Here is a 24,833-nt window from a genome sequence, read left to right on the forward strand (position 1 = left end):
GGAACGGGCATCTTGCCCGTTGCTAACACCGAAAAATTGAACAGGCAAGATGCCTGTTCCACTAAAGTTTCAATGTTTTGTGGAACGGGCATCTTGCCCGTTGCTAACACCGAAAAATTAAATCTACAATTGATATGACAAAATCCATCAAAATTGCTAAAACTTTGCTAGTTACCTACTATGCTTATATGCTCGAATACCGGGCGGAATTGTTTTTGTGGGCGCTGTCGGGAGCTTTGCCGTTTATATTGATGGGCGTCTGGATGCAGGCGGCCGAAACTGGTCAATTTGGGCTGAATTCGATCGACTTTGCCCGTTATTTTTTAGCTGCTTTCATTGTCAGGCAAACAAATGTAGTTTGGGTGATTTGGGATTTTGAAAAGCAAGTAGTGAAAGGCGAGCTATCTAATAGATTGTTGCAGCCTCTCGATCCCGTATGGCATCACTTTGCATCTCACGTTTCCGAAAGGTTTGCGAGGCTGCCGTTTATATGCGGATTAGTGCTGCTGTTTTTTGCACTTTACCCGCAGTCTTTTTGGCTGCCGAGTTTGGGCAGGTTTTTGCTGTTTTTGTTGGTTATCGTCTTGGCTTTTTGCTTGCGGTTCTTGATACAGTATACCTTTGCGCTGTTTGCTTTTTGGCTGGAAAGGGCAAGTGCGATCGAGCAATTCTGGTTTCTAATTTACCTATTTTTATCGGGACTTGTCGCGCCCCTAGAAGTGTTTCCCGCACCCGTGCGCGAAGTAGTTTTATGGACGCCTTTTCCTTATTTGATTCATTTTCCCGCTTCAATCTTGATAGGATTACCCGTAGATGTAGGCCGCGGTTTGTTGGTGATGTTGGCTTGGGCGGCGGTATTTTTTGTGTGGAATCGCTGGCTTTGGCGGCAGGGTTTGAAGCAGTATTCGGGCATGGGAGCGTGAACTACCCAGCGCTAATGCTACAGTAATTCCTGATATGCGAGAATAGTTATAAATCAAGTGGGCATTCAACCCACTTAATTTGGGCGTTTTCATCCCCTCGCTCAACTCGTACCATTTTTGGCGCGGGACTTCCTGCTTGTTAGTTAAATAATAATTAAAAATTATAAAAGTCTAGAGTCCGTCCTAGTATAATACTAATCCTTTTGTCAAAAAGACTTAGGTGAAGCACCGTATTTACCTCGATCGCAGACCTCATGCAAAAATGCAATCGGGAGTATTCGACAATTGCATAAATCTCCATTTTTTGTATATATAAGTACAAAAGTTTACAATAAAGTCTTATATTAATTAACCCAACGACTGATAAACGGGATAAAAGAGATTCTAATGACAGCCAAAAAAAACCTCATTGTAATCGGCAATGGCATGGTAGGTCACAAGTTCCTGGAGTTAATGGTCAGCTCGGATGCTGCCAAACACTGGAATTTAATTACTTTTTGTGAAGAACCGCGCGTTGCTTACGATCGCGTAAACCTCAGCGGATTTTTCTCTGGCAAAACAGCGGGAGACTTATCTTTAGTTGCACCGGGATTTTATCAACAAAACGGCATCCAGATTCACATTGGCGACAAAGCAGTCGCCATTAACCGGGAACACAAAATAGTCTCTTCAGCCAACGGTTTAGAAGTTCCCTACGACAAAATTGTTCTCGCGACCGGTTCCTATCCATTTGTGCCATCAATTAAAGGCAAAGACGCTACAGGAACTTTTGTTTACCGAACAATTGACGACCTGGAAGCGATGTCAGATTACGCTAAAAATTGCAAAACAGGCGTAGTGATTGGCGGCGGTTTGTTAGGTCTAGAGTGTGCTAATGCTCTGCAAAATATGGGTCTAAAAACTCACGTTGTTGAGTTTGCCTCGCGGCTGATGCCCGTGCAAGTTGACGAAATTGGCGGTGCAATTCTCCGCAGCAAAATAGAAGAGTTGGGGGTTTCGGTTCACACCAGCAAATCTACAACAGAAATTGTTAGCGAAGATGGCAAAGTTACTAAAATGCTGTTTGCTGACGGTTCGGAATTGGCAACAGATATGATTGTCTTTTCTGCTGGCATTCGCCCCCGCGACGAAATTGCTAGAAGTTGCGGTATAGAAGTAGGAGAACGCGGTGGCATTTTGATTAATGATAGCTGCCAAACCTCCGATCCTGACATTTATGCGATCGGAGAATGCGCCCTGTATCAAAATCGCATCTATGGCTTAGTTGCGCCTGGGTATACAATGGCAAGCGTAGCGGCAGATATTTTGAGCCGTGTAGCGGATGACGGGCAAGATGCCCGTCCCACAAGCACTTTTACAGGTGCAGATATGTCCACTAAACTCAAATTATTGGGAGTGGATGTCGCTAGTTTTGGAGAGCCTTTTCCCAAGTCGGGCGATGCTAAAGAAATTGTTGTTGCTGACACATTCCAAGGCATTTACAAAAAATTAGTTTTAAATCAAGATGGCAGCCGGATTTTAGGCGGAATTCTCGTAGGAGATGCTTCGGCTTACGGCACTTTGCTGCAATTCATGCAAAATGAAATTGCTCTGCCGCCGCATCCCGAAGATTTGTTGATGCCACCGCGAGAAGGGGGAGCTCCGGCAGGTTTTGGAGTAGACAGTTTGCCGGATTCTGCTCAAATTTGTTCTTGCAATAATGTTACCAAAGGGCAGATTTGTGCAGCGATTCGCGAGCATAATTTAACCGATGTTGCCAGCGTCAAGAAATGCACTCAAGCGGGGACGGGCTGCGGCGGCTGCGTGCCTTTGGTGACTGATATCTTCAAGTCGGAGATGAAAAAAGCTGGGTTTGCAGTCAAAAATAATCTTTGCGAACACTTTGAATATTCTCGTCAAGAATTGTACCATTTAGTGCGTTCTCAAGAGATTAAAACCTTTGAGGAGTTGATTGAAAGACACGGCAAAGGTAAGGGTTGCGAAATTTGCAAGCCTGCTGTTAGTTCGATGTTGGCTTCTACTTGGAATGACCATATTTTAGAGAAGTCTCATGTCGGTTTACAAGATACGAACGATTACTTTTTGGCCAACATTCAACGCGATGGTACTTATTCGGTGGTGCCGCGAATACCGGGGGGAGAAATCACTCCCGATAAGTTGATTGTTTTGGGAGAAGTTGCCAGGGATTTTGGGCTTTATACTAAGATTACTGGCGGGCAACGGATTGATTTGTTTGGAGCTCGTGTGGATCAATTGCCGCATATTTGGCGTCGGTTGATTGATGCGGGATTTGAGTCTGGACACGCTTACGGTAAGGCTCTGCGTACTGTAAAATCTTGTGTTGGTAGCACTTGGTGCCGCTTTGGGGTGCAGGATTCAACGAGTTTGGCGATCGAAGTTGAATTGCGGTATCGTGGTTTGCGATCGCCCCACAAGCTCAAATCTGCTGTCTCTGGTTGTACTCGCGAATGCGCGGAAGCTCAAAGCAAGGATTTTGGGATAATTGCGACGGAAAACGGCTGGAATTTGTACGTGTGTGGCAACGGTGGCATTAAGCCACAGCACGCGGTTTTGCTGGCGACGGATATCGATAAGGAAACGCTGATTAAGTATATCGATCGATTCTTGGTTTTCTACATCCGCACGGCCGACAGATTGGAACGCACTGCTACTTGGTTGAACAAACTTGAGGGCGGGATTGAATACTTGAAACAGGTAATAATTGAGGATTCTCTGGGCATTTGTGCTGAATTAGAAGCGCAGATGGAACATTTAGTGAATACTTATCAATGTGAGTGGAAAACGACGATTGAAGACCCCCAAAAGGTGCAGCGGTTCCAGCATTTTGTGAATTCCGATTTGCCTGATCCGAGTATTGTTCGTGTTGCGGAACGGGGACAAACGCGGCCGGCTAACGAACATGAAAAGGCTCTGGCTGGAGTTTCGGAATAATCGATCCCCCCTAGCCCCCCTTAATAAGGGGGGACAAGAGTATTAATCTCGTTCCCAGGCTCTGCCTGGGAATGAATTCCGGGAGGCTCTGCCTCCTGCCGCGAGGCAAGGCAGAGCCTCGAAACCTACGTTCCCAGCCGGAGACTGGGAACGAGATTGAAGTAAAATAACAGGAAAAGAAGATGGTTCAATCATTACAAGTTTCCGATACAGTAACAACTTGGGTAGATGTGTGTTCTCTGGATGCGATCGCCCCTTATACTGGAGTTTGCGCTTTAGTTAAAGGCGAACAAGTGGCGATTTTCCGAGTGGGAAACGGAGATGAAGTTTATGCGCTTAGCAATTACGACCCGTTTAGTAAAGCTTTTGTTTTGTCGCGGGGAATTGTGGGCGATCGCAACGGCACTCTCAAAGTTGCTTCTCCCATTTACAAGCAAAACTTTAGTCTCACTACCGGGCAATGTCTGGATGATGAAACGGTAAAGATTCCTACTTTTGCGGTTCGGGTTGTAGCCGATCGCGTCCAAGTAGCTGTTAGTTAGATTCAGCGGCTTAATTGTTCGATCGCCATCCGCCACCACCTAACATTCCTGTGGGTGCTGGCGGATTTTGCGTTGGGGCCCTCCCGACTCAGTATTTTTCGTATAAAATAGAGTCGATTGGCTCCATACTCCACGCTCGCTCAAAAAAATCTCAACTAATATCCGAGCTGATGCAATGATTGTCAATGCAAACAAACTTCAGGGAGCAGGGTATCGGTATGTTGTTAAAAAAACTTGTTTCCGAAAATAATCCCCAGACTGTAGCAGAGTTAATCCATGCCCAACTCAAAATCGGTCAACTGACTTGGGGCGAACTCAACATACAAGTTTTCGGCCAGCACTGGCGGGACGAATCTTTGCACGAAGTTCTCAGAGAAATTGCAGCTAAGCTCGACAAAGAAACAGCGAGCCAAATTATAGAATATCTCACAGATCAGAACGGTCAACAAGAAAAATTTATTAATTTGTTTTTAGCAGCGCAATGCCTGTTAAAAGTTAAAAATGATGTTAATAAAAAAACAGCCAAAAAACTGTTAAACGCTTTAAAAAAGTTATCGCAATACGGTACGGGTTTCCTGATTCTTTATCAAAGCGCTCAAGAATTGCAGGAAACTTATCAAATTCGCAATCGATCGATCGCGGCGATCGCCCAAACTTGGAAAAACGACCCGCAAACCCTGCCCTGGCTGAAAATACTCGCTCACTCCACCGACTGTGGCGAAGTCCGATCCACAGCAGTCGAAGCAATAGCCCGTGGTTGGCCAGATCAGCCAGAAATTTACCTGATGCTCAAAAAACTCGCCAAATCCGATCCAAGCTGGGCAGTGCGATCGACCTGTGTGCGAGAAATGGCTTGTGGTTGGCCAGACACGAGCGATACCTGGCCGCTGCTGACTGCCCTGGCTCAGTCAGATCAAAGTCCCGCAGTTCGCACCGCAGCACTCGAACAATTGGCCTCTAATTGGCCCGATCGCACAGATACCTTGCTGCTGCTGAGAACCGCCGCCGAATCCGACGAAAATTTGGGAGTGCGAGTCGCAGCGTGGCAAGCAATAGCCAGAGGTTGGCACAGCCTTTTAGGCACGGCCTCCCTGCTCAAAAACCTTGCCCAGACAGGAAGTTCTATCCTGCGAACCGTAGCGGTGCGGGAGTTGGCAGCGGGCTGGCCCGCCGCAGCCGACGTTGGCCTGCTGCTGAAAACCCTAGCCGAATCCGACAGCAGTAAAGAAGTGCGGACAGCAGCCTTAGAAGAATTGGCTTCGCACTGGCCCGACGAACCTGACATTTACCCGCTGCTGAAGACTAAAGCCGAGTCCGACGCGAGTTCGAGCGTCCGGCGCTCAGCAGTGCAAGCAATAGCCTCTGGCTGGGCCGGGAACCCCGAAACTCTGACTTTTTTGAAAAATATAGCATTGGGCGATCGCGACGCCGACCTGCGCGAAATAGCCCTACAACAGATAGCCGCAGGTTGGCCCGACCACCCAGAAACCCTGCCCCTGCTGCAAAAAATAGCTGATTCCGAGGATTACTGGACTGTGCGGCAAGTAGTAGTGGAGGCTGTCGCCGCACTGGCGTCAGGAAGTCTCGAAGTCTTTGGCTGGTTGCAAAATCTCGCCGCGTCAGACAGACACCTCAACGTCCGAGAAACTGCGGTGGAAGAGATCGCAAAACGCTGGTCTCACCGGGGCGAAACGCTGCCTTTCCTCAAAAGCCGGGTAGAGTTGGAGCATGATTCTCACCTGCTGAGCGTGCTGGTGCGATCGATCGTGCGAGGGTGGCCCGACGACCCGGAAACCTTGTCTTGGCTGAAAATTCAGCTCGATTCTGGGGAAGCGCTGGTGCGGCAAGCAGCCGTGCTTGAACTCGCTTACAACTGGCCAGACAATCCTGAAACTTGGATGCTGCTGGAGGCTCAAGCAGAGGGCGATGAGAGTCCCGCTGTCAGGCAAATCGCTTTGCAAAAGTTAGCCCGGGGGCGAACAAATCAGTCTCAAACTTTCGAGTGGCTCAAAAGTAGAGCTCAAAAGGATGAAGATTCGCAGGTGCGGGCGATCGCCCTGGTAGAGTTAATGCGGGGATGGAAAGACGAGCCGGGAATGTTTGAGTTTTTGCGCGATCGAGCTTTGAGCGATCCTGACAATCAAAACGGTTCTTTTCCTTACAATCCCAGATTTACAGCGCTCGAAGCGATTATTGAACATTATCCCGAAAATCCGGGAGTTGTGCCGTTGTTGCGATCGCTTGCAGTTTCTGACGCAGAAGAGCAAGTGCGGGCCTTAGCGGGTCGCCGGCTACGCAGCCAAGACTGGTAATTAGAAACAATCGTCTTTTTTGATATCTGCTGCGGTTATCCGGATGATTACCTTTTTTGATGGTATATGAATTTGCTTTGGTCTAAAAGATAGTTTGCGCCGGAGCAACCAGTTCTTAGTTTCATTCGTATTGACCATTTAAGCAATATCTAAAGGAGTACGTGTAATGGGTACTAAATTTAAGAGAAGAATTCTCTCAATTGATGGTGGTGGGATTCGGGGTATTATTCCTGCGATCGTTCTCAACTACATTGAAGAGCGCACAGGAAAACGCATAGCAACAATGTTTGATTTTATTGCAGGCACTTCAACCGGAGGAATTTTAGCACTAGGTTTAACTAGAAAGAACTCAGACTCTAGCATCAATAATGAGCCAGAGTATACCGCTGCCGAACTTGTAAATTTCTATCGCAAATATGGACAAAAGGTTTTTAAGGAGAATATTATTGGGGATGTTGATGATTTGCTACAACCCACGCACAACCCAAAAGGTAAGCAAGAAGTTTTAAAGGATCTTCTAGGTGAAGCTAAGGTTGAAGATGCATTACGAGAAATTTTCATACCGAGCTATGATATCGAACTGAGAGCACCAGTTTTTTTTACAAGCAATCCGGACGCAGAGGAACCCAACAGTATTCATAGCCGCAAAGTATGTAGCGGATTCAAAATGTGGGAGGCAGCAATGGCAACTTCTGCTGCACCGACATTCTTTCCACCCTACAAACTCGAAACGGGACATAATACCGATGAGGGATATTACGCTTTGGTAGACGGTGGAGTTTTTGCAAATAATCCTTCCTCACTTGCAATGATGGAGGCGATGATTTCTTACAAGAGAAAGACTAAGGAAGAACTACACCGTAAGGATACCCTTGTTGTTTCTTTGGGTACTGGCTCAGTAACTAGGAGGTATAAGTATAAAGATGCAAAAAATTGGGGACAAATCAAATGGGCACTTCCCTTACTTAACGTTGTTTTCGATGGTCAAAGCGAATCAGTTGCGTTTCAGCTCGATCAGCTAATGGAGACTAAAGGAGACCAAGACAATAACCGAAACTACTATCGTTTTCAACTTCAATTGAGTAGGGAGAATGGTCAGGATCAAATGGACAATGCAAGTCCCAGTAATATTGATCACCTTGAGGAGCGAGCTGAAAAACTGATTGAACACAGTAAGAAAGATTTGGATAAGTTGTGTAAGCTTTTGAAGGAGGAAACTGAACTATATCCTAATCAAGCGGACAGTTAAATCGAGATACGGTGGGAGGATTTTTAATGGGGGTAAGATTTTGTGTGTATTCATTCCCACAAAAGGGCACCGCTACCCCCATTACCGAACATCGATCGCAATCCGAAGCCGTTTTCTCCCACCAAAGCAAATGTTCCCGAAAAACTTGGTATTGCTTGCCCCGCTGCACGAGGCTTGCAGTTTCCGACGCAGAAGAGCAAGTGCGGGCTTTAGCGGGCCGCCGGCTTCAAGTTTTAACAATTAACTGTTAATAATCGATCAAAAGGGTGATGGCATACCGCACCGCTTCCCCCATCATCGAACAGCGAACGCGATCGGACGCCGTTTTCTGCCACGTCAGCAACTGTTCCCGAAACACCGGGTCTTGCTTCGCCCGCTGCACGATCGCCTGACTGATGACTTTCTTTTGAATCTGCTCTGTCGGGATACCTTGCTGCTTCAAATAATCCAACAGCCGCTGCACGCTTTCGGAGAATTTATCCGGCGTCTGAGACATCAAAATAAACGAAATTTGGCGCACCATTCGCTGGTAGATTTCCTGTCTTCTGAGCAACGCCTCCTTGTGAGTCGGCTCCGCATTGTTACTAGGAACAGCCAAGTCGAGCAAACTCAAAATTTGAGCGCCCTTGGCTAAAACCTTTTCCAACATATCTGGATAAAGCTCCAAAATGCGATCGCCCAAAATCTTGCCGTTGACCAAACGGTTCGCGCTCAGCCTCAGTAAATTTTGTTCTCCTGCAGACTCAAAAAATTGAACATTCAATTTGAGTTCACGGCTTTCCAACTCCACCCGACGCAGCGTAAAAACCAAAGCCTCCCAATTAGGAGATTCAGCAAAGAACACCTTCACAGTAGAACTGTCCTCTTGATGCTGTCGCCCCAATTCCCCCGACTCAAAATCGCGATCGACCGGAAAGCGATTTGCCGCAACTTTCGCAGTATAATCAAACTCAGTAAAAACATAGCTGCAGTCAACTCTCGACAGATCGACATCTTGAACTTGCCAATTTTGAATGCAGCAACCCGTAAGCTGCGCCCCCTCCAAATTAGTCCGAATCAAACGGCACTCAATCAAACAAGCTTCTCTTAAATCTGCCTCACCCAACATCGCATCCATCAAATAAGCGCCGCTCAAATCAGCTTTCCGCAAATCAGCACTTCGCAAATTAGCTTCGCTCAAATCTGCCCGCAGCAAATACACTCCTTGCAGGTTAGCTCGCAGCAAAAGTGCCTTCTTAAAACTCGCTTTCAATAAATAAGAACCCGCCAGATTAGCTCGACTCAAATCAGCGTTATCCAGCACCGCCTCAGTCAAATCCGCCCCCGCCAGCACAGCTCGGTGCAAGTCAGCGCCTGTCAGATTTGTCGATCGCATTTGAGCGCCATTCAAGTCAGCTTCAATCAAATTTACACCGATTAAAATTGCCGATCGCAAATTCGCTTCCACCAAATGCGCTTCCCGCAAATTAGCACCCGTTAAATTAGCACCAACAAGACTGGCGCGGTTGAGATTCGCCTCCATCAATTCCGCCTCCATCAACTTCGCGCCGTCGAGTTTAGCCCCAGCAAAATTAATCTGGTCAGATTTAACTGCTTGAAGATTAGCACCGCCCAAATCCGCTTCGGGGAACGTGGCCCAATTGAGTTCTGCCGCTTCCAAACAAGCAAGGCGCAAATCGGCTTTAGCAAGATTTGCCCCGCTCAAATTTGCCCCGCTCAGATTCGCCCCAGCCAGCCCCGCACTGCGGAGATCCGCGCGCCGCAAACAAGCCCCTATCAACTTGGCATTGCTCAAAAAAGACCAGCTCAAATTAGCACCGGTCAAGTTAGCACCAGTGAGGTCTATTTCTCGCAGGTTAACACCGCTTAAACTAGCGCCACTGAGGTCTATGTGACCAAAGTTGCGCTCTCCCTGTTGATAGCGCTGTAAAAATTCTTGTGTTTGCATTCCGCAGATTGGGGGGCTGGCAATTTAGCTGTTTTAGGACGCGCGGGTCAATCGATTTTAGATTTTAGATTTTAGATTTTAGATTTTAGATTAAAGCATTGACCCCACAGATAAATTCGGGGGGCAAGTTTCATCGGATAAAGGTTTTTTATTTCTGGACGGATGAATCCGGGGGCTTGTATCCTGGATGCTTACGGTCAATAACTTGAACTGTAAGGTACGCACGGAACACGAGCGGGCTAAGCACGGGAACACTACTCCTATTACTTACTGCAATAACTCATGTCCTCCGGGTGATCCGTGCGTACTTTACTCCTATAGATGGCAGTTCAAAGGAGTTGTTGCCTAAGTTCTATTTCTACTACCAGTTTTACAGACTTTTGTAATTTCAAGTAGCCGAGTTCCTATCTGATACGCTGCCCAGCCGGAGAGTGTTTTTACCTAAAGCGCTGCAATTCTTGCTGCAAGTGTTTTCCCCATTTAGTCGCTAGAGGAATTTCTGTAAAAGGAACCTGCACCGCAGCAGCATCTTTCAACAAAAATTCAAGGGCGATTGGATTTCCCGAATTCGGCGGTGACTCTAAATCAACTGCCTGAGAGTTGACTAACAACCGCAGCGACTGCACGTCTTTTAAAGAAAAAGTTTGCAAATTTACCGGCCCGCTGCGAGTAGGTTTTCCCCAAGTTAAACTGTCTTCTTGCTGACCGAGTACAGCATAAATATCGTACTTGGCTTTAGCGAATTGTTCGGCCCAGACGCGATACGCTTCCAGCTTTTGATACTCGTTCCATCCAGCCCAAGCTAGCCCAATAAAAATTGCCAGCAGCGGCAGCCACATTAAACCTCTTTCCATGCAATACCCTTGTTGAAAATAGTCGCTTGTTCTGTTTCTCATCTTCTCTAATGATACAATTAATTGAACTCCTAAAACTTGCTCTGCAATTTCAACTAGAAATTAGAGCAATTTTTGATCTAGCAACAGCCACCGCCGAAAACTACCAAACGCCCGCGTGCGAGAACCCCACAAGTCGCAGCAAGGAAAACTGGCGCTGGCGGTGAAATTTGGGTTATTGTGGTGAACACGCCTTCCCTAAACGGACGATCGGCAATGAAAAAGTTTTTCCTTCTGTGCTTATTTTTAATCGGTCTCGGCTGGGCGATTTCTAATTTCCCAGGACTTGCTACTCAAGGCACTTACGACTCGATTGTGCTGGATTTCCGCGAAGATGTCGGTAATGCCAACATCGCCCAGCAAGTAAAGGCGATCGCCCAACAGTACCAAGTCGCACCGCAACTCAACAGCGAATTCTCAGCGGGCGACAATGTATATGTAGTTAAGGGCGATCGCACTTTGCTAAACGCCCTGAGAAAATCAAATTTGGCTAAAGATACCGAATACATTGAACCGAACTTTGTCTACAGCGCTTTCGAGATTCCCAACGACCCCATGTATACCAAGCAGTGGAATCTCCGCAGCATCAATGTAGAATCTGCCTGGAACGAAACCAAAGGCAGCGGCACAACAGTAGCGATAATTGACACGGGTATTACTCCAGTCGCTGACTTAAAAGAAACCAAATTTGTACCGGGCTACGACTTTGTAAACGATCGCGCCCAAGCCTACGATGACAACGGCCACGGTACTCACGTCGCAGGTACTGTCGCCCAATCAACTAACAACAATTACGGCGTTGCGGGCATCGCCTACGAAGCAGCTTTAATGCCGCTAAAAGTGTTAAGCGGCAGCGGTGGTGGCACGGTTTCCGACATCGCCGAAGCAATTAAATTTGCTGCTGACAACGGCGCAGATGTCATCAACATGAGTTTAGGTGGCGGCGGTGAAAGTCAGTTAATGGAAGAGGCGATCGACTACGCCCACTCTAAAGGCGTTGTCATCATCGCAGCCGCCGGCAACTCCGGCGACAGTTCCGCTTCCTATCCCGCCCGCTATCCCCACGTCATCGGCGTTTCCGCCCTCGGCCCCGACGAGGAAAAAGCCTCTTACTCCAATTTCGGCGCAGGGGTTGACATTGCAGCCCCCGGCGGTTCTGAAATGGGCAAAATCCTGCAAAGTACGATCGACCCGGAAACCGGCGCCGAAGTCTTTGAGGGCTACCAAGGCACTAGCATGGCTTCTCCCCACGTTGCCGCCGTTGCAGCCCTTGTCAAGGCTTCCGGCATCACAGAACCAGACGAAATTCGCAGCGTACTCTTGCAATCCTCGCGAACTGTCACTGAAGATCCGTTAAACCATTTTGGTTCAGGACACCTAGACGCAGCCGCAGCAGTTCAGCTAGCCCAACGCGGACAAATCAACTTCCGCGATTTCTTCCGCTGGCTGCGCGATAACGGCTATCTCAACCCCCGCTTTTGGATTGACGGCGGTGCAGTCGCCCTGTTGCCTAAAATTGCAATGGTGCTCGGTTCTTACCTGCTGGCTTTCTTTTTGCGGAATTATTTTCCGTTCCAGTGGACTTGGGGCTTTTCCGGCGGCTTGATGGCTGGTAGTTCAGGGTTCTTTTTCCTGCGGAACTTGTTTGTATTTGACTTGCCGCAGTGGCCGCTGCGGGTGATGGGCAGTTCTATTCCCGAACTCGGCGGCGCAATTAATGGCAGCAGTATGCTGAATCCCTTTTTTGCTAGCGTTTTGGTTCCTGGGATTTTGATTGCTTTGCTGTTGGGACATCAACAGTGGAAGTGGATCGCGATCGCAATTTCGATCGGTTTTGCCAGCAGTTTAGCGGTGAATGCTTTTGTGTCTCCCGCAGTCTGGGGATTGGGCACAGGTTTGGTAGCACAAACATTCTTGATTGTCAATGCTTTTCTGTGTTTCGGACTGGCGCGTTTAGCAATTAAAACAGAGGTGCGATCGGCATGAGTATTACTGTCAAGGGTGTAATTGAACGCAAAGGATTTGGCCCGGGCACTTGGGCTTTGGTGGGCGAAGATGGCGAAACTTACGAACTTAAGAATGCTTCTTCTGAGTTGAAAAAAGCTGGTTTAAAAGTCAGTGTTAAAGGTGAAGTGCGTAAGGATGTGATGACTTTTGCTATGATCGGCCCGGTGCTTGAGGTGCAGTCTTTTGAAGTGTTGTAGGTCGATCGACTAATCCAGCTTTCGAGCAAAAAAAACCCCGGCCAAAATTGGCTGGGGTTTATTAATCAGGGTGCATCTACTAATTTAATGTCCCGCCTCACATCACCTCTTTCAGGACACTTTGGCAGAATTTCCTATAATTTGTGAATCAGCTTGCGATCGCTCAAAAAAAAACCCCAAACCAAAATTGGTCGGGAGTTAATTAATCAGGGTGCATCTACTAATTTAATGTCCGGCCTCAGATCACCTCTTTCAGGACAGTGTGGCAGAATTAGCGAGAATTTGTGGCTTAGCCTGCGATCGCTCAAAAAAAACCCGGCCAAAATTGGTCGGGAGTTAATTAATCAGGGTGCATCTACTAATTTAGTCTCCGGTTCGAGGTGCATCTGTTCCGGACAGTTTGGGAAAATATTTGAGAATTAGCGATTTTGGCTGTAATACGCCAAAAAAAAACCCGGCCAAAATTGGTCGGGAGTTAATTAATCAGGGTGCATCTACTAATTTAGTCTCCGGTTCAAGGTGCACCTGTTCGGGACAGTTTGGGAAAATTTGGGGAAATTCGTGGTTTGGGGTGCGATCGCCAAAAAAAAACCCCAAACCAGAATTGGCGGGGAGTTAATTAATCAGGGTGCATCTACCAATTAAGCTTCCTGAGAATTCCAGCGCAATCCGGACAACCTCAAACTTTATTCAGCATCACCGTCAATACCGCAAAAAAAAACCCCAAACCAAAATTGGTCGGGAGTTATTTAATCAGGGTGCATCTACTAATTTAGTCTCCCGTCTCACAGCACCTCTTTCAGGACACTTTGGCAGCATTTAGGATAATTGCTGGCGAGGGCGGGCGATCGCCAAAAAAAACCCGGCCAAAATTGGTCGGGAGTTATTTAATCAGGGTGCATCTACTAATTTAGTCTCCTGTCTCACAGCACCTCTTTCAGGACACTTTGGCAGAATTTAGGATAATTTGTGGCGAGGGCGGGCGATCGCCAAAAAAAACCCGGCCAAAATTGGTCGGGAGTTAATTAATCAGGGTGCATCTACCAATTTAGTCTCCCGTCTCACAGCACCTCTTTCAGGACACTTTGGCAGAATTTAGGAGAATTTCTGGCGAGGGCGGGCGATCGCAAAAAAAAACCCGGCCAAAATTGGTCGGGAGTTAATTAATCAGGGTGTATCTACTAATTTAGTCTCCGGCTTCACAGCACCTCTTTCAGGACACTTTGGCAGAATTTAGGAGAATTTGTGGCGAGGGCGGGCGATCGCAAAAAAAAACCCGGCCAAAATTGGTCGGGAGTTAATTAATCAGGGTGCATCTACCAATTAAGCTTCCTGAGAATTCCAGCGCAATCCGGACACTTACCACTAAAAACTCAAAACTCTTTTCGGTGAACCAGAGTTGCACTAGCTTGGTCTGTCGGAACTAGCAAGATTTCGCTAATATTGACGTGGGGCGATCGCGTCGCGCAAAAATACACGACATCGGCCACATCGTCCGCAGTCAGGGGTGTCAATCCTTGATAGACATTTTTTGCTTTTTCTGAATCGCCGTGAAACCGGACATTGCTAAATTCTGTTTCCACCAAACCAGGCTCTATTTCCGTCACCCGCACTGGTGTTCCCAAAAGGTCTTGTTTTAACCCTTCAGAAATAGCTCTCACTGCTGCTTTGGAAGCGCAATAAACATTACCTTTCGGATAAGCTTGGCGGCCTGCTATTGACCCGATATTCACTACGTGGCCGCGGCCTCGGCTTACCATTCCCGGCACGATCGCACGAGTCATGTAAAGCAAGCCTTTAACATTGGTATCAATCATTTCTTCCCAATCTTGAAAGTTGCCTTCGTGCAGTTTGTCTAAACCACGGCTCAATCCCGCATTGTTAATCAGAATATCGATGTTTTTCCAGGCATCGGGAAGCGCCGCTATCGCCGATTCAACTTGAGGGCGATCGCGCACGTCCAATTCTAGCAAATAAATCTCGTTCGCCGATGCGATGGATTTTGTTTCTACAAGTTCGTTTGCTAGTAGAGCGAGCTTTTCAAGACGGCGGGCTGCTAAAATTAGTTTGGCTCCACCTTTGGCGAATATCTTGGCACAGGCTGCTCCGATACCGCTACTCGCACCTGTAATGAAAACAATTTGGTTTTGGATAGAAATCATTTTTTGTCAGTTGTCAGTTGACTGTTGGCTGTTGACTGTTGGCTGTTGACGGTTGTCATTGGTTATTTGTTAGTTTTGTTATTTGTTAGTTGTTATTTGCTATAGCCTTTATGGCTATAGTGAGGTATCTTTAATTCCTTTAATGAGATTTTTTTCTTCAAATATGTATCTCCTGTGACTAATAACCGCTAAGCTAATCCGCATTTAAATTGCATAGTAAAATAAAAATTTCCTCTTGTGGGGAGTAGGGGTTGGGCAGGAGAGCCCGCCCTCAACATACAAATTAAATGCACAACAGCTTATACCACTTACTAATCACGAATCACCAATCACCCATTACCCATTACCCATTACCCATGCCCCATGCCCCATGCCCCATGCCCCATGCCCCATGCCCCATGCCCCATGCCCCATGCCCCATGCCCCATGCCCATAACACCTATTTTATTACTTGACTACCCGCAATCGCACACTAACTGTTGCAATTCCGCCTTGTCGCATCAAAACTGCTGAAACCCACCGATTTTCTGGCGTAGCCGGAGCTTTACCTACTTTAAAAATTCCCCCGGCATTTAGCAACTCTAGCTCGACTTCTGAGGGATTAAAAAAGGTTTTTTCGGTAATGGGTTCCTCCAAAACAGTCCCTATTAAAATATCATCGCCGATCGGCTCTCGTACAATGGCATCAAAATAGTAATCTTCGCCTACCTTAACTTGCTCCGGCAAATTTACTTCAATTGTGGGAGGATTATTGCCAGAACTAAGCTGAGTTTGTTCTGCTAAAATCTCTTGACTAACTATTTTTTCACCTTCAAAGCGCTGCTGGGAACGGATGGTAGCTTTGAGAGTTAATTCTCTGCCATCCTTTTTTTGAGTGCCGGCAATTGTAGTTATGGTTTCTGCGAGAATCGCGCTACCTTCGGTTTTCCAAGATTTGATCTCGGTGCGATAATTTAAACTCGGATATCTCTCCCAGAGTTGGGTGAGGGCTTTTGCCATGCTTTGGGTGTTTAAGCCATCAGAATGAGTGAAACTCGGACTGTAAAATGCCATGACTGCTTTGACATCGCGCCGATTGGCCGCTGCGTCAATTTCTGTTAGCACTTTTGTGAGTGGGGCGGGCGCATTTGCAGGGGTTTGGGCGATCGTTTGGGGAGTCGCGGCGATCGCACCGATCGCTCTTACGGCACTCGGATGCAGCACGCCAGCACTTACCACTGTTAAACATAACAACATTTGAGCGATCGACTGCCCGCAGTTAAAGCCAAAAACGATCGCCCGTTGGCGCAGCCCTCGAAGAGGATCGGCTTTTTCGTCCCGACGGCTGGAAAAATACTGAGATGCACTTGGCACTAAATTCAAAAAATTACGCATTAGGTGATAATTTGGTTATTTGTCAGGAGTCGTGGCGCGGGCAACTGTTCGCCTGCAACGAAAACTGACAACGGAAGGACGGACACAGCACAATCTAATTTTAGATTGCTGATTGAAAATTGGCTGAAACTGCCGGAATAATAAGCATAATAATCTAAAACCTCAAATATAAAATTGATCGACCTGTGGAACTTGTACTTGTAAAAGAAACAAAAACCTTGACAAAAGCCCCCCTCCGGTTGTTGGTTGCAGCTAGCGGCACTGGTGGACATTTATTTCCTGCGATCGCCACCGCTAGTCAGTTGAACGACTGTCAGATCGAATGGCTAGGAGTCCCAGACCGCATGGAAACCGAGTTAGTTTCATCCCTTTACCCCCTCCACACGATCGCCGTTGAAGGCTTTCAGCAGCGATTTGGACTCGGTACAGTGCGAATTTTGGGCGGACTCGTCGGCTCGATCCTTCATGTGCGGAAGTTGCTCAAAGCGGGAAATTTTCAGGGAGTCTTTACTACTGGCGGTTACATCGCAGCACCGGCAATTCTGGCGGCCCGTTCTTTGGGTTTGCCGGTGATTCTCCACGAATCTAATGCCATTCCGGGGAAGGTGACGCGCTGGTTTAGTCCTTTGTGCACTGCTGTGGCGATCGGATTTGAAGCAGCAGCCCAGCATTTACCCCGCGCTAAAACGGTGGTTGCTGGTACGCCGGTGCGATCGCAATTCCTGACTCGCCAACCTCTAAATTTGCCAATTCCTGACAGCGTACCTGTTATTTTAGTCATGGGTGGCTCTCAAGGTGCTGTCGCAGTCAATCAGTTAGTGCGCGAGTGTGCTCCGGCTTGGTTTGATGCCGGTGCTTGGGTGGTTCACCTCACCGGAAATAATGACCCGGATGCTGAGAGTTTGAAACACGAGCAATATTTGTCAATGCCCTTTTACGACAATGTGGCGAGTTTGTTGCAGCGAGCAAATTTAGCAATTAGTCGATCGGGCGCGAGTGCTCTGACAGAATTAGCAGTGACGGGAGTACCTTCTATTTTAATTCCTTTTCCTCACGCCGCTGACGACCACCAAAGATTTAATGCGGAAGTATTTGCTAAAGTCGGTGCCGCCGTGGTATTCCGTCAAAGCGAACTAACAGCAGAGGTATTGCAAAGCAAAGTGTTGTATTTGTTAAGAGATTCGGAATATTTGGCAAAAATGTCTCAAGCTGCTTCGGAATTAGCCGTGAGAGACAGTACAGAACGTTTGGCAAATTTGGTCAGGGAATTGGTGGTGCGGTAGCGAAAATTGGACACCGCCACTAATTTAACGAGTTCTTTTTAATGAGGGTAAAGCGTAAAACCCCTGTCCAACCAAATAACATAAAACACAGCCCCATCCCGATAACCAACCATCGGAGCCTTCCCGCAAAACCGAAAAGCAATAAAATTTACATCATCCTTAAGATGGCTGGGAATAGGTGCTCTAATGGAACTGCGGGCTATCTTCTCGTAGCCCAATCCGTGACGGGGAGAAGCATTAATCTCACTCCAGGTAAGCTGATTTAATTTGTAGAGCGTATCTGCAAAAGCAGCCTTTTCATCTTTTGTGCATTGAGAAAGAGAGTAATCTTTATTCATGTATCGCAAAGAAAATAGAGGTGACTCCTGCTCTGGCGGTAAATCAACAATTTCTCTAGGTGAAATCCTTTTCCCTTTTTCTTGGCGTTGATTTGCCTTAAGATGCTTCTTCACAATTGAGTTGAGTCTTGAAGTATTTTTTCAGGGATTGATGAGTAATTTTTCCGCTATTTTGAGCAGCAAGTTTCCAGGGATATTCTTCGTGTGTCATGTTGCTTAACTTCCATGCAGCAAACTGCCCAAACACAGAGTAAACTTCATCAAGCAGGCTCTTAGTTTTTTCGTCGTAAATCGAAAAGTTTATATATTCTGGACATGGAATTGCACCAGTACCATACTTTTTATAGTGACGGTACAAATCAGGAACAACGGGCCCGTGAGTCCATGCTTCTATGGCTTCAGGAAATAGCGGTTCATCGTACAAAGCTAAATGAAAGCCTTGAGCATAGTAAACCAATTTCTGAAGCTTGAGATTAGATATCAGATCGCCAGCATCTTCACTTGCCTGAGCCAAAAAGTATTCGGCTGCATCATAACAACTCAGCATAACTTACTTGGTAGTCATTAAACGGCAAAACTAGAACGAGATTTTTTTGACACTCCCGCGACTCAAGCAGACTATATTTGTCTGGAGACGTTTTCACGGGTAATTGCGAGCCGTGTCACTTTATTTACATTATACTATATTTTCTCAATCTATGCCATATTTAACTTAACAAAGTTAACTACCGATTCTAATCCTTCCTTTGTCTTCAAGTTAGTAAAAACAAAAGGTTTGTCGCCGCGCATTTTTTTCGCGTCCCGTTCCATCACGCCTAAATCTGCTCCTACATAAGGTGCGAGGTCTGTTTTATTAATTACCAACATATCAGATTTAGTAATTCCTGGCCCGCCTTTGCGTGGAATTTTATCGCCCGCAGCGACATCGATTACGTAAATTGTTAAATCTACTAACTCCGGGCTAAATGTTGCCGCCAAGTTATCGCCGCCGCTTTCGACAAATACTAAATCTAAATCAGTGAATTTGTGTTCTAACTCTTCTATAGCTACTAAGTTAATAGAAGCATCTTCGCGGATGGCTGTGTGGGGACAGCCTCCCGTTTCTACGCCCAAAATTCGATCGCTCTCTAAAGCTTGACTCCGAACCAAAAACTGGGCATCTTCCTGAGTATAGATATCATTAGTCACAACCGCAATCTGGTATTGCTGCCGCAGCGCCTTGCACAAAGCATCCAATAAAGCAGTTTTCCCCGAACCAACTGGCCCAGCAATTCCTACACGAAAAGCACTCATAATTATTTTGGTAATTGGGCATCGGGCATCGGGCATCGGGCATCGAGCATCGGGCATTGGTTGGGCATAGTTTTTTCCTTCTTCCTTCTTCCTTCTTCCTTCTTCCTTCTTCCTTCTTCCTTCTTCCTTCTTCCTTCTTCCTTCTTCCTTCTTCCTATTTTCAACTCCTAAACAAGCGAGTGTACTGAGTTTCGTGCGCCATGCTAGCCAGTCCTAATCCCCAACTGCAACTACCAAGGTCATCATCTTCTAATTTTAAAACTTCTTGCGCCGTACAGCTAATTTGAAACTGCAAATCTAACAGTAACTGTTGACCGGCTGTTTGACCAAGGGGAATCAGTTTCACGCCCGCACTCGCCAAATTGGCAGCCCAACTGTACAAATATCCTAACACGGCCGCTTCCTCTTCAATCTGCCAGTTGGCGGCGGCAATGCCAAAGCCGATCGCAAAATTGCACGGATTGCCGCCCAATTCCACCAAATCTTTTACAATTGTTGTTAACCCAGAAGCAACGGGCGATTCCCTGCGGGATAGCTTCGCTTCACGCAAATCCAGCAGCAACCTGACCAAAGTCCGCCCCATTTGCCAACTTTGCAAGCGCAACTCTTCTGTTTCCTTCGCAGCAGTCGCCCAAGCATTCCAGTAATTCAAAGCCGTCAAATCCCCTATCTGTGCCGCCCTCAAAGCCCTTACCATCACAGCGGCTTCTACTCGCACAGCCCCGAATTGCAGCGAATTTTCTAACCAATTTCTCAAAGTAATCTCGCTGTCGATCGCACCGGTTTCTACCAGACTTTCGATTCCCTCAGAATAACTATAAGCTCCCACAGGTGCAAAAGCTAACTGCAACAAAGATAAAAGTTGATTGTTCACTGTTGACTGTTGACTGTTGACTGTTGGCTGTTGGCTGTTGGCTGTTGACTGTTGACTGTTGACTGTTGGCTGTTGACTGTTGGCTGTTGACTGTTGACTGTTGACTGTTGACTGTTGGCTGTTGGCTGTTGACTGTTGACTGTTGACTGTTGACTGTTGGTTACAATGCCCAATGCCCAATGCCCAATGCCCAATGCCCCATTCCTAATGGCTGTGTCCATAAGCGCCCATTTCTGGCTGAAACGGCACAATTTCCTCTGTTACTTCCAAACCCATTTTTTCGAGCATTCCCTGCAACACAGAGTCGGGAGAAAGTCTTAAATAATTATCGGCAATTTCTAAAGCTACGTGACGGTTTCCTAAATGATAAGCCGCCCGCATCAGTAGCAGCGGACTTGATGCCCGCGCTGTCAGCACCAGTTCGGGTTTTGCACTTACCAGTACCAAACAGCTACCATCTTCCGACTGCAATAAATCTCGATCGCGCAGTACCGTACCTCTGGGCAAACTCAGGTGCAGCTTTTCCCCCGTTTCTGTCTCGAATCGGTGGCGGCTGCGAGTGCGATCGTCGGCTGTCATTGGTAAAGTAAAGCTGACAACAGCATCGGGAGTTGCAGGTAAATGTTTGGTGAAAGTTAGCATTTTTATATTCTATTCCTCAGAGCCATTCACTTGACATCTAGTTTTTGAGGAATATCTTTTTTATAGCCGAAGGAATAAGGAAGACTGAAGTTCCCATCTTCAGCTCATGTTTCAGAAATTAAAAACGTTTTAATCGTCTTGGCGATCGCTATATCTCATTCCGATTTACAGCCAGTTGAAAAATATTCATCTCTCTGCCCGCTCCCGTTCTGGCCTTTTTACCAAATTTATGTTATTTTGTCAAGCACTTGATCGCAGACGATCGCTTTTTTTTCAAAAAATTTTGCCTACCGTCTAGGAACTCGAACAATTTAAATCTCCAATATATTGTTGGGGGGAGGTAGCGCTTAGGCATCCTGCCTGCCCTTAACAAGCTTTTATGGAGAAGTCTAATAGAACGGGAGAGGAAGAAAGACTCAAACCCTCAAGCTTATTGATTGCCCGCTTGTTGCAGTCGCAGCAGCTCGGCTTGAATTTGCTGTTTTACTGCCGGGTCTGCTTGCTGGAGCAAAGTGATCTGGTTGAAGCGACTAACTGTCAAACCATAGGTTTCGATAGCTTTTTTAGCTTGTTGGCAGTAATTCACTGCGATGCCACGAAAATTTCCAGACAGCCTGTTAATTTGCTGAGTTTCGTTGCACACTACTCTGGGAACCGAGCCTCCAGCCATTTTTTTAATTTCGTTATAAGCTTCCACCCGTCTGGGTTCTATTGCCAACACAGCACGAGCGTAGCTAGTAATTTCTTCGCTGCTAATCTCTTGAGCTTGGGCTGCTGCTCCGAAAACGAGGTTTGGGGATTGTCCGTACAAACCGGGCGCCCATCCGCTAGCTAAAGCTGCTGCAGAAATGATGCCTGCAAACAGCGATTGTCGCAGCATCCGGTTTAGGCGAAATTTAGAGGTGTTGGTTGAGGTGTTCATGGTCGTCGGTGATTGCTTACGTGGAGATAAAAATGACACAGCGCTTGGAGGCTCAATCTTTTTGAATAATGTGGTGGCTAAAAAGTTCCTGCCGTTGGTGACAATTTTGAATTGCACCAGGAGGGTTGGGGAGTTGCTAGCACGATCGACTTTTTAGCAAATTCGATAATTTCATTCATTCTAGCATCTGTGGGAAGTTGACAAAATTCTAACTTTAGAGGGTAATTTTAATTACAGAGCGTTCCCGCATTGCTTCTGGCAATAATTCTCAAAGCGCAAATATTAAATAATTATAAAACTTATTGACAAATTACTCGCCTTAATTATTCTAATCAAGGTACGCGCTAGCAAAGCTATCTTCCCGCAAGGGTTCGGTGAAGGGTAGGGAAGCGTCTGGAAGGCTAGGTCAAATTTAGCAGCAATCGCACTCATCAATTGCGGCGATGATTTATTTAATGTTAAGCGATGGTGCATTTGTCGATCGAGAAAATCCCCCACTGCTTTGGCTGCTGACGAAGCCACAGCCGGAACAAAAATCATGTTTTACTACCCGAAGATAGAGACAGCAACAGGGAACTAGACATTAAAATCTTGTTATCCAAATGCGCGCTAGCTGTTTTTGGCAGTCCACGCCCAGGCCTTCGATTCCAGTTCTCGCTTCCTCCTGTTTGGGGCTGTGAAAACTTGTCTGGGAGTTACCCAGAAACCTGGTTTTTCTACGAAATAAAATCGTTACAGCCACCAGCAAGAGTAGACAAACCCGGAAAGCTGGAATTTTTGGGGCTCAGTTTTATTGTCATCTATATCGCAAATAGCGAATTTTGGCAAGCATTATCGCAGCAATTTAACAATTATTAATTACCCATTGCTCATGAAAAGTCAAAAAGAAATTTGGCGAGTTATTCTTGCAGTAGCTCTCAGTATTGTAGGCGTGCTGCACTTTGCAGTACCCGCACCTTTTATCAGAATTGTGCCGCCCCAGCTTCCTTACCCAGAAGCATTGGTTTATATCAGCGGTTTTTTCGAGATTTTGGGCGGAATTGGGCTGTTAGTTCCTCCTGTGAGCAGGGCGGCGGCGTGGGGGTTAATTGCCTTGTTTATTGCCGTGTTTCCAGCTAATATCAATCAAGCCGTCAACAACATTCCGATAGAAGGGATTCCCCACAACCAATTACTCTATTGGTTGAGGCTGCCTTTTCAAGCTGTCTTCATTGCTTGGGCCTGGGTTTATACCCAACCAGACGAAGGTAAACCCCGGGCTTCTATAGTTCCAGATAGAACAGAAAATGCCCGATGAAGCAGTTCGACTACCATGCGGATTTTAAGAACATCGACTTTCGACAGCACCCGGAACTTTATCGGGTAGGGAAAGGAGAACAAGGAGTGCTTTTGGTGGAACCCTACAAAGGAGAAATTTTGCCTTTCTGGAGATTTAAGACTCCTGAAATTGCCAGGGAGTCCAGCAGCAAAATTTACTCCTTGTTTTTAGAGTATCTCGATGCCGATGATTTTGTGGGAGCCGACATGGCTCGCAAGTTCTTGCAGATGGGGTATACTCGATCGCGTCGCTACGCCAACCACAAAAGCGGTCTAAAATACCAGCAAAACCCTCAGAAACTGAAGTCTGTTGCAGAGCAAACCGCAGCTCGAAAAGATATTTTGCCCCTACAAGCAGATCCGGTGAAAGCAGAATCCGCCGCCATTTTTCAAGAAAAATGGATGCTGGCCAAAATCAATGAGAAATATCTCGATCTTTTAGCCAGACACCGGCAGATGTACGAATCTTATTTAGTCAACGCTGAGGATTGACATACATTTACGAAAACTCAGAACTTACACTTTAGCCCCGTCTGCAGCAGTGTAGTTGTGCTTGCCTATCTGGGCCGCACCTATTGGCGTGGCCCTACTATTTACTCATCTTCTTCTTCTGTTTGCCACTGTCGCCAAATTTCAAAGGCATTAAAGCCCCTGTATTGCAGGTAATTCAAGACTTTGCCCTTGGTTTTCGGATCGGCTTTACCCCAAGTATCGATCTTGTATTTCCGCATGACTTTGGCTTTTAATTCGGCCAGTTTTTCTGCTTCGGAGTCCTGATTTTCGGCAATTTCTTCTTCCCAGACTTGCTCGAACAAATCGTTGGTAATTCCTTTTTGCAGGCACTTGCGCTTGATGGCCGACTTCCCGTATTTGCCTGCACCAGAGGCGATCGAGTTTGCCACCAAGCGAGTGTCGGACTGATAGCCGCGGTCTTGAATTTGCGCGATCGCCTCCAATATTTCCTCATTGCCAAAACCTTTCTCTTGCCCCTTTTTGCGAAGTTCAGAGGCACTGTAGTCTTTGCGGGACAAGAGAAAATAGAAATAGTCAAGACAGCTCATCAGTTAAATCGAAGGGTGGCGCGCAAATACTCGTGTAGCGAATGCCAAATCCAGTCGCCTTGCTATCGGCTGACTGCATCACGCACGGCGAAGCTATCCCGCAGGGAATCGCCTCTATTCTTCTGTATCCTCCTCTTCATCATCCAATTCCACATCCGGTCTGTCCACATCGATCTGAATCAAGCGAATGTGCTTGTATCCGAGCTTAATTTCAAACTCGTCTCCCGGCTTTAATCCCATTTCTTGGGTATAATTTGCCCCGATCACGATCGAACCATTCTTGTGAACGCTAGCTCGATAACTCGCTTCTCGCCCGCGTCCGTCTGCTTTAGACTTCTCTAGCTCAATGCCCTTAGCAGCTAACACTGCATCGTAAAACTCAGCCAGATTAATCCGGGTTTCTCCACTTTTGCTGACCGTGAAGTAGCCGCAAAGCTTTGCAAGTTCTCTGCGTGGCAAATCACTGCCTTTGATTTTTTGAAGCAGACCTTTTCCTGTTAAGGGTGCTGTAGCTGTTTCTGCCATTGACCGTACCTCGCTTATT

Annotated in this window: 26 protein-coding genes; 11 read left to right on the plus strand and 15 right to left on the minus strand. The window is 46.7% G+C overall.

Translation table 11 applies throughout. The features are described from left to right. Nucleotides 1-134 precede the first annotated feature (134 nt). From QUB04_RS21245 to QUB04_RS21265, 5 genes are all read left to right on the plus strand, one after another. A complete protein-coding gene (locus QUB04_RS21245) occupies nt 135-923 on the plus strand; it encodes an ABC-2 family transporter protein (RefSeq protein WP_333287362.1) in 789 nt (262 codons plus the stop codon). A gap of 387 nt (nt 924-1,310) precedes the next feature. Continuing rightward, entirely contained in the window at nt 1,311-3,875 is a 2,565-nt protein-coding gene (nirB, locus tag QUB04_RS21250) for a nitrite reductase large subunit NirB (RefSeq protein WP_333287364.1), read from the plus strand. A gap of 182 nt (nt 3,876-4,057) precedes the next feature. Continuing rightward, the gene (gene nirD / locus QUB04_RS21255) at nt 4,058-4,417 is read left to right on the plus strand and encodes a nitrite reductase small subunit NirD (protein ID WP_333057424.1); all 360 of its coding nucleotides are present in this window, start codon (nt 4,058-4,060) and stop codon (nt 4,415-4,417) included. Between the two features lie 185 nt (nt 4,418-4,602). Further along, nucleotides 4,603-6,729, plus strand: a complete 2,127-nt coding sequence (locus QUB04_RS21260) for a HEAT repeat domain-containing protein (RefSeq protein ID WP_333287366.1) — start codon at nt 4,603-4,605, stop codon at nt 6,727-6,729. Nucleotides 6,730-6,895: 166 nt separating this feature from the next. Then, entirely contained in the window at nt 6,896-7,978 is a 1,083-nt protein-coding gene (locus QUB04_RS21265; protein ID WP_333287368.1) for a patatin-like phospholipase family protein, read from the plus strand. Between the two features lie 247 nt (nt 7,979-8,225). Here the strand turns inward: QUB04_RS21265 and QUB04_RS21270 are convergent, their stop codons facing one another. Further along, nucleotides 8,226-9,926, minus strand: a complete 1,701-nt coding sequence (locus QUB04_RS21270; protein ID WP_333287370.1) for a pentapeptide repeat-containing protein — start codon at nt 9,924-9,926, stop codon at nt 8,226-8,228. A 437-nt stretch (nt 9,927-10,363) separates the two neighbouring features. After that, nucleotides 10,364-10,780 (minus strand): hypothetical protein, encoded by a 417-nt coding sequence (locus tag QUB04_RS21275; RefSeq protein ID WP_333287438.1) that lies wholly within the window; start codon nt 10,778-10,780, stop codon nt 10,364-10,366. 50 nt (nt 10,781-10,830) lie between these two features. Between QUB04_RS21275 and QUB04_RS21280 the strand changes: the two genes are divergently transcribed. The 3 genes from QUB04_RS21280 to QUB04_RS21290 are packed head-to-tail and all read left to right on the plus strand — an operon-like array spanning nt 10,831 to nt 13,023. Next, nucleotides 10,831-10,986, plus strand: a complete 156-nt coding sequence (locus tag QUB04_RS21280) for a hypothetical protein (protein ID WP_333107640.1) — start codon at nt 10,831-10,833, stop codon at nt 10,984-10,986. 49 nt (nt 10,987-11,035) lie between these two features. Next, nucleotides 11,036-12,805: a S8 family peptidase gene (locus QUB04_RS21285; RefSeq protein ID WP_333287440.1), complete on the plus strand. Its 1,770-nt coding sequence runs from the start codon at nt 11,036-11,038 to the stop codon at nt 12,803-12,805. Continuing rightward, a complete protein-coding gene (locus QUB04_RS21290) occupies nt 12,802-13,023 on the plus strand; it encodes a hypothetical protein (RefSeq protein ID WP_333287372.1) in 222 nt (73 codons plus the stop codon). Before QUB04_RS21285 ends, QUB04_RS21290 begins: the two co-directional genes overlap by 4 nt. Nucleotides 13,024-14,396: 1,373 nt before the next feature. Here the strand turns inward: QUB04_RS21290 and QUB04_RS21295 are convergent. Together QUB04_RS21295 and QUB04_RS21300 are read right to left on the minus strand one after the other, a co-directional pair. After that, on the minus strand, nt 14,397-15,185 hold the full coding sequence (locus QUB04_RS21295) for an SDR family oxidoreductase (RefSeq protein WP_333287374.1): 789 nt from the start codon (nt 15,183-15,185) through the stop codon (nt 14,397-14,399). Nucleotides 15,186-15,632: 447 nt separating this feature from the next. Continuing rightward, a complete protein-coding gene (locus QUB04_RS21300) occupies nt 15,633-16,559 on the minus strand; it encodes a nuclear transport factor 2 family protein (RefSeq protein WP_333287376.1) in 927 nt (308 codons plus the stop codon). A 185-nt stretch (nt 16,560-16,744) separates the two neighbouring features. Here QUB04_RS21300 and murG point away from each other — a divergent pair, with 185 nt between their 5' ends. Beyond that, the gene (gene murG / locus QUB04_RS21305; RefSeq protein ID WP_445301083.1) at nt 16,745-17,842 is read left to right on the plus strand and encodes an undecaprenyldiphospho-muramoylpentapeptide beta-N-acetylglucosaminyltransferase; all 1,098 of its coding nucleotides are present in this window, start codon (nt 16,745-16,747) and stop codon (nt 17,840-17,842) included. Between the two features lie 38 nt (nt 17,843-17,880). Here murG and QUB04_RS21310 read toward each other — a convergent pair whose 3' ends face one another. The 9 genes from QUB04_RS21310 to QUB04_RS21350 form a co-directional block, all read right to left on the minus strand. Beyond that, entirely contained in the window at nt 17,881-18,294 is a 414-nt protein-coding gene (locus tag QUB04_RS21310; protein ID WP_333287378.1) for a hypothetical protein, read from the minus strand. Further along, entirely contained in the window at nt 18,278-18,727 is a 450-nt protein-coding gene (locus QUB04_RS21315) for a type II toxin-antitoxin system antitoxin SocA domain-containing protein (RefSeq protein WP_333287380.1), read from the minus strand. Before QUB04_RS21315 ends, QUB04_RS21310 begins: the two co-directional genes overlap by 17 nt. Before the next feature lie 149 nt (nt 18,728-18,876). Further along, nucleotides 18,877-19,473 (minus strand): urease accessory protein UreG, encoded by a 597-nt coding sequence (gene ureG, locus QUB04_RS21320; RefSeq protein ID WP_333287382.1) that lies wholly within the window; start codon nt 19,471-19,473, stop codon nt 18,877-18,879. Between the two features lie 2 nt (nt 19,474-19,475). Beyond that, nucleotides 19,476-19,637, minus strand: a complete 162-nt coding sequence (locus tag QUB04_RS21325) for a hypothetical protein (RefSeq protein ID WP_333287384.1) — start codon at nt 19,635-19,637, stop codon at nt 19,476-19,478. Next, nucleotides 19,634-20,347, minus strand: a complete 714-nt coding sequence (locus QUB04_RS21330; RefSeq protein ID WP_333287386.1) for an urease accessory protein UreF — start codon at nt 20,345-20,347, stop codon at nt 19,634-19,636. The genes QUB04_RS21325 and QUB04_RS21330 overlap by 4 nt, the downstream gene beginning before the upstream one ends. After that, nucleotides 20,344-20,568: a hypothetical protein gene (locus tag QUB04_RS21335; RefSeq protein ID WP_333287388.1), complete on the minus strand. Its 225-nt coding sequence runs from the start codon at nt 20,566-20,568 to the stop codon at nt 20,344-20,346. The genes QUB04_RS21330 and QUB04_RS21335 overlap by 4 nt, the downstream gene beginning before the upstream one ends. Beyond that, a complete protein-coding gene (ureE, locus tag QUB04_RS21340) occupies nt 20,552-20,989 on the minus strand; it encodes an urease accessory protein UreE (protein ID WP_333287390.1) in 438 nt (145 codons plus the stop codon). Before ureE ends, QUB04_RS21335 begins: the two co-directional genes overlap by 17 nt. A 430-nt stretch (nt 20,990-21,419) precedes the next feature. Continuing rightward, nucleotides 21,420-21,911 carry a DUF4168 domain-containing protein gene (locus QUB04_RS21345; RefSeq protein ID WP_333287392.1) on the minus strand — a complete coding sequence of 164 codons (492 nt, stop codon included), beginning with the start codon at nt 21,909-21,911 and terminating at the stop codon, nt 21,420-21,422. A gap of 282 nt (nt 21,912-22,193) precedes the next feature. Further along, nucleotides 22,194-22,451: a hypothetical protein gene (locus tag QUB04_RS21350; RefSeq protein ID WP_333287393.1), complete on the minus strand. Its 258-nt coding sequence runs from the start codon at nt 22,449-22,451 to the stop codon at nt 22,194-22,196. Nucleotides 22,452-22,782: 331 nt separating this feature from the next. Between QUB04_RS21350 and QUB04_RS21355 the strand changes: the two genes are divergently transcribed. Next, nucleotides 22,783-23,208 (plus strand): DoxX family protein, encoded by a 426-nt coding sequence (locus tag QUB04_RS21355; protein WP_333287395.1) that lies wholly within the window; start codon nt 22,783-22,785, stop codon nt 23,206-23,208. Beyond that, nucleotides 23,205-23,720, plus strand: a complete 516-nt coding sequence (locus tag QUB04_RS21360) for a DUF4385 domain-containing protein (protein ID WP_333287396.1) — start codon at nt 23,205-23,207, stop codon at nt 23,718-23,720. Before QUB04_RS21355 ends, QUB04_RS21360 begins: the two co-directional genes overlap by 4 nt. Before the next feature lie 101 nt (nt 23,721-23,821). On the opposite strand, the gene QUB04_RS21365 is transcribed toward QUB04_RS21360, so the two are convergent. After that, a complete protein-coding gene (locus QUB04_RS21365; RefSeq protein WP_333142865.1) occupies nt 23,822-24,289 on the minus strand; it encodes a regulatory protein RecX in 468 nt (155 codons plus the stop codon). A 114-nt stretch (nt 24,290-24,403) separates the two neighbouring features. Continuing rightward, nucleotides 24,404-24,814 (minus strand): AbrB family transcriptional regulator, encoded by a 411-nt coding sequence (locus QUB04_RS21370; RefSeq protein WP_015177612.1) that lies wholly within the window; start codon nt 24,812-24,814, stop codon nt 24,404-24,406. Nucleotides 24,815-24,833 lie beyond the last annotated feature (19 nt).

The sequence above is a fragment of the Microcoleus sp. D2_18a_B4 genome (genome assembly GCF_036702475.1).
GTDB lineage: Bacteria > Cyanobacteriota > Cyanobacteriia > Cyanobacteriales > Microcoleaceae > Microcoleus.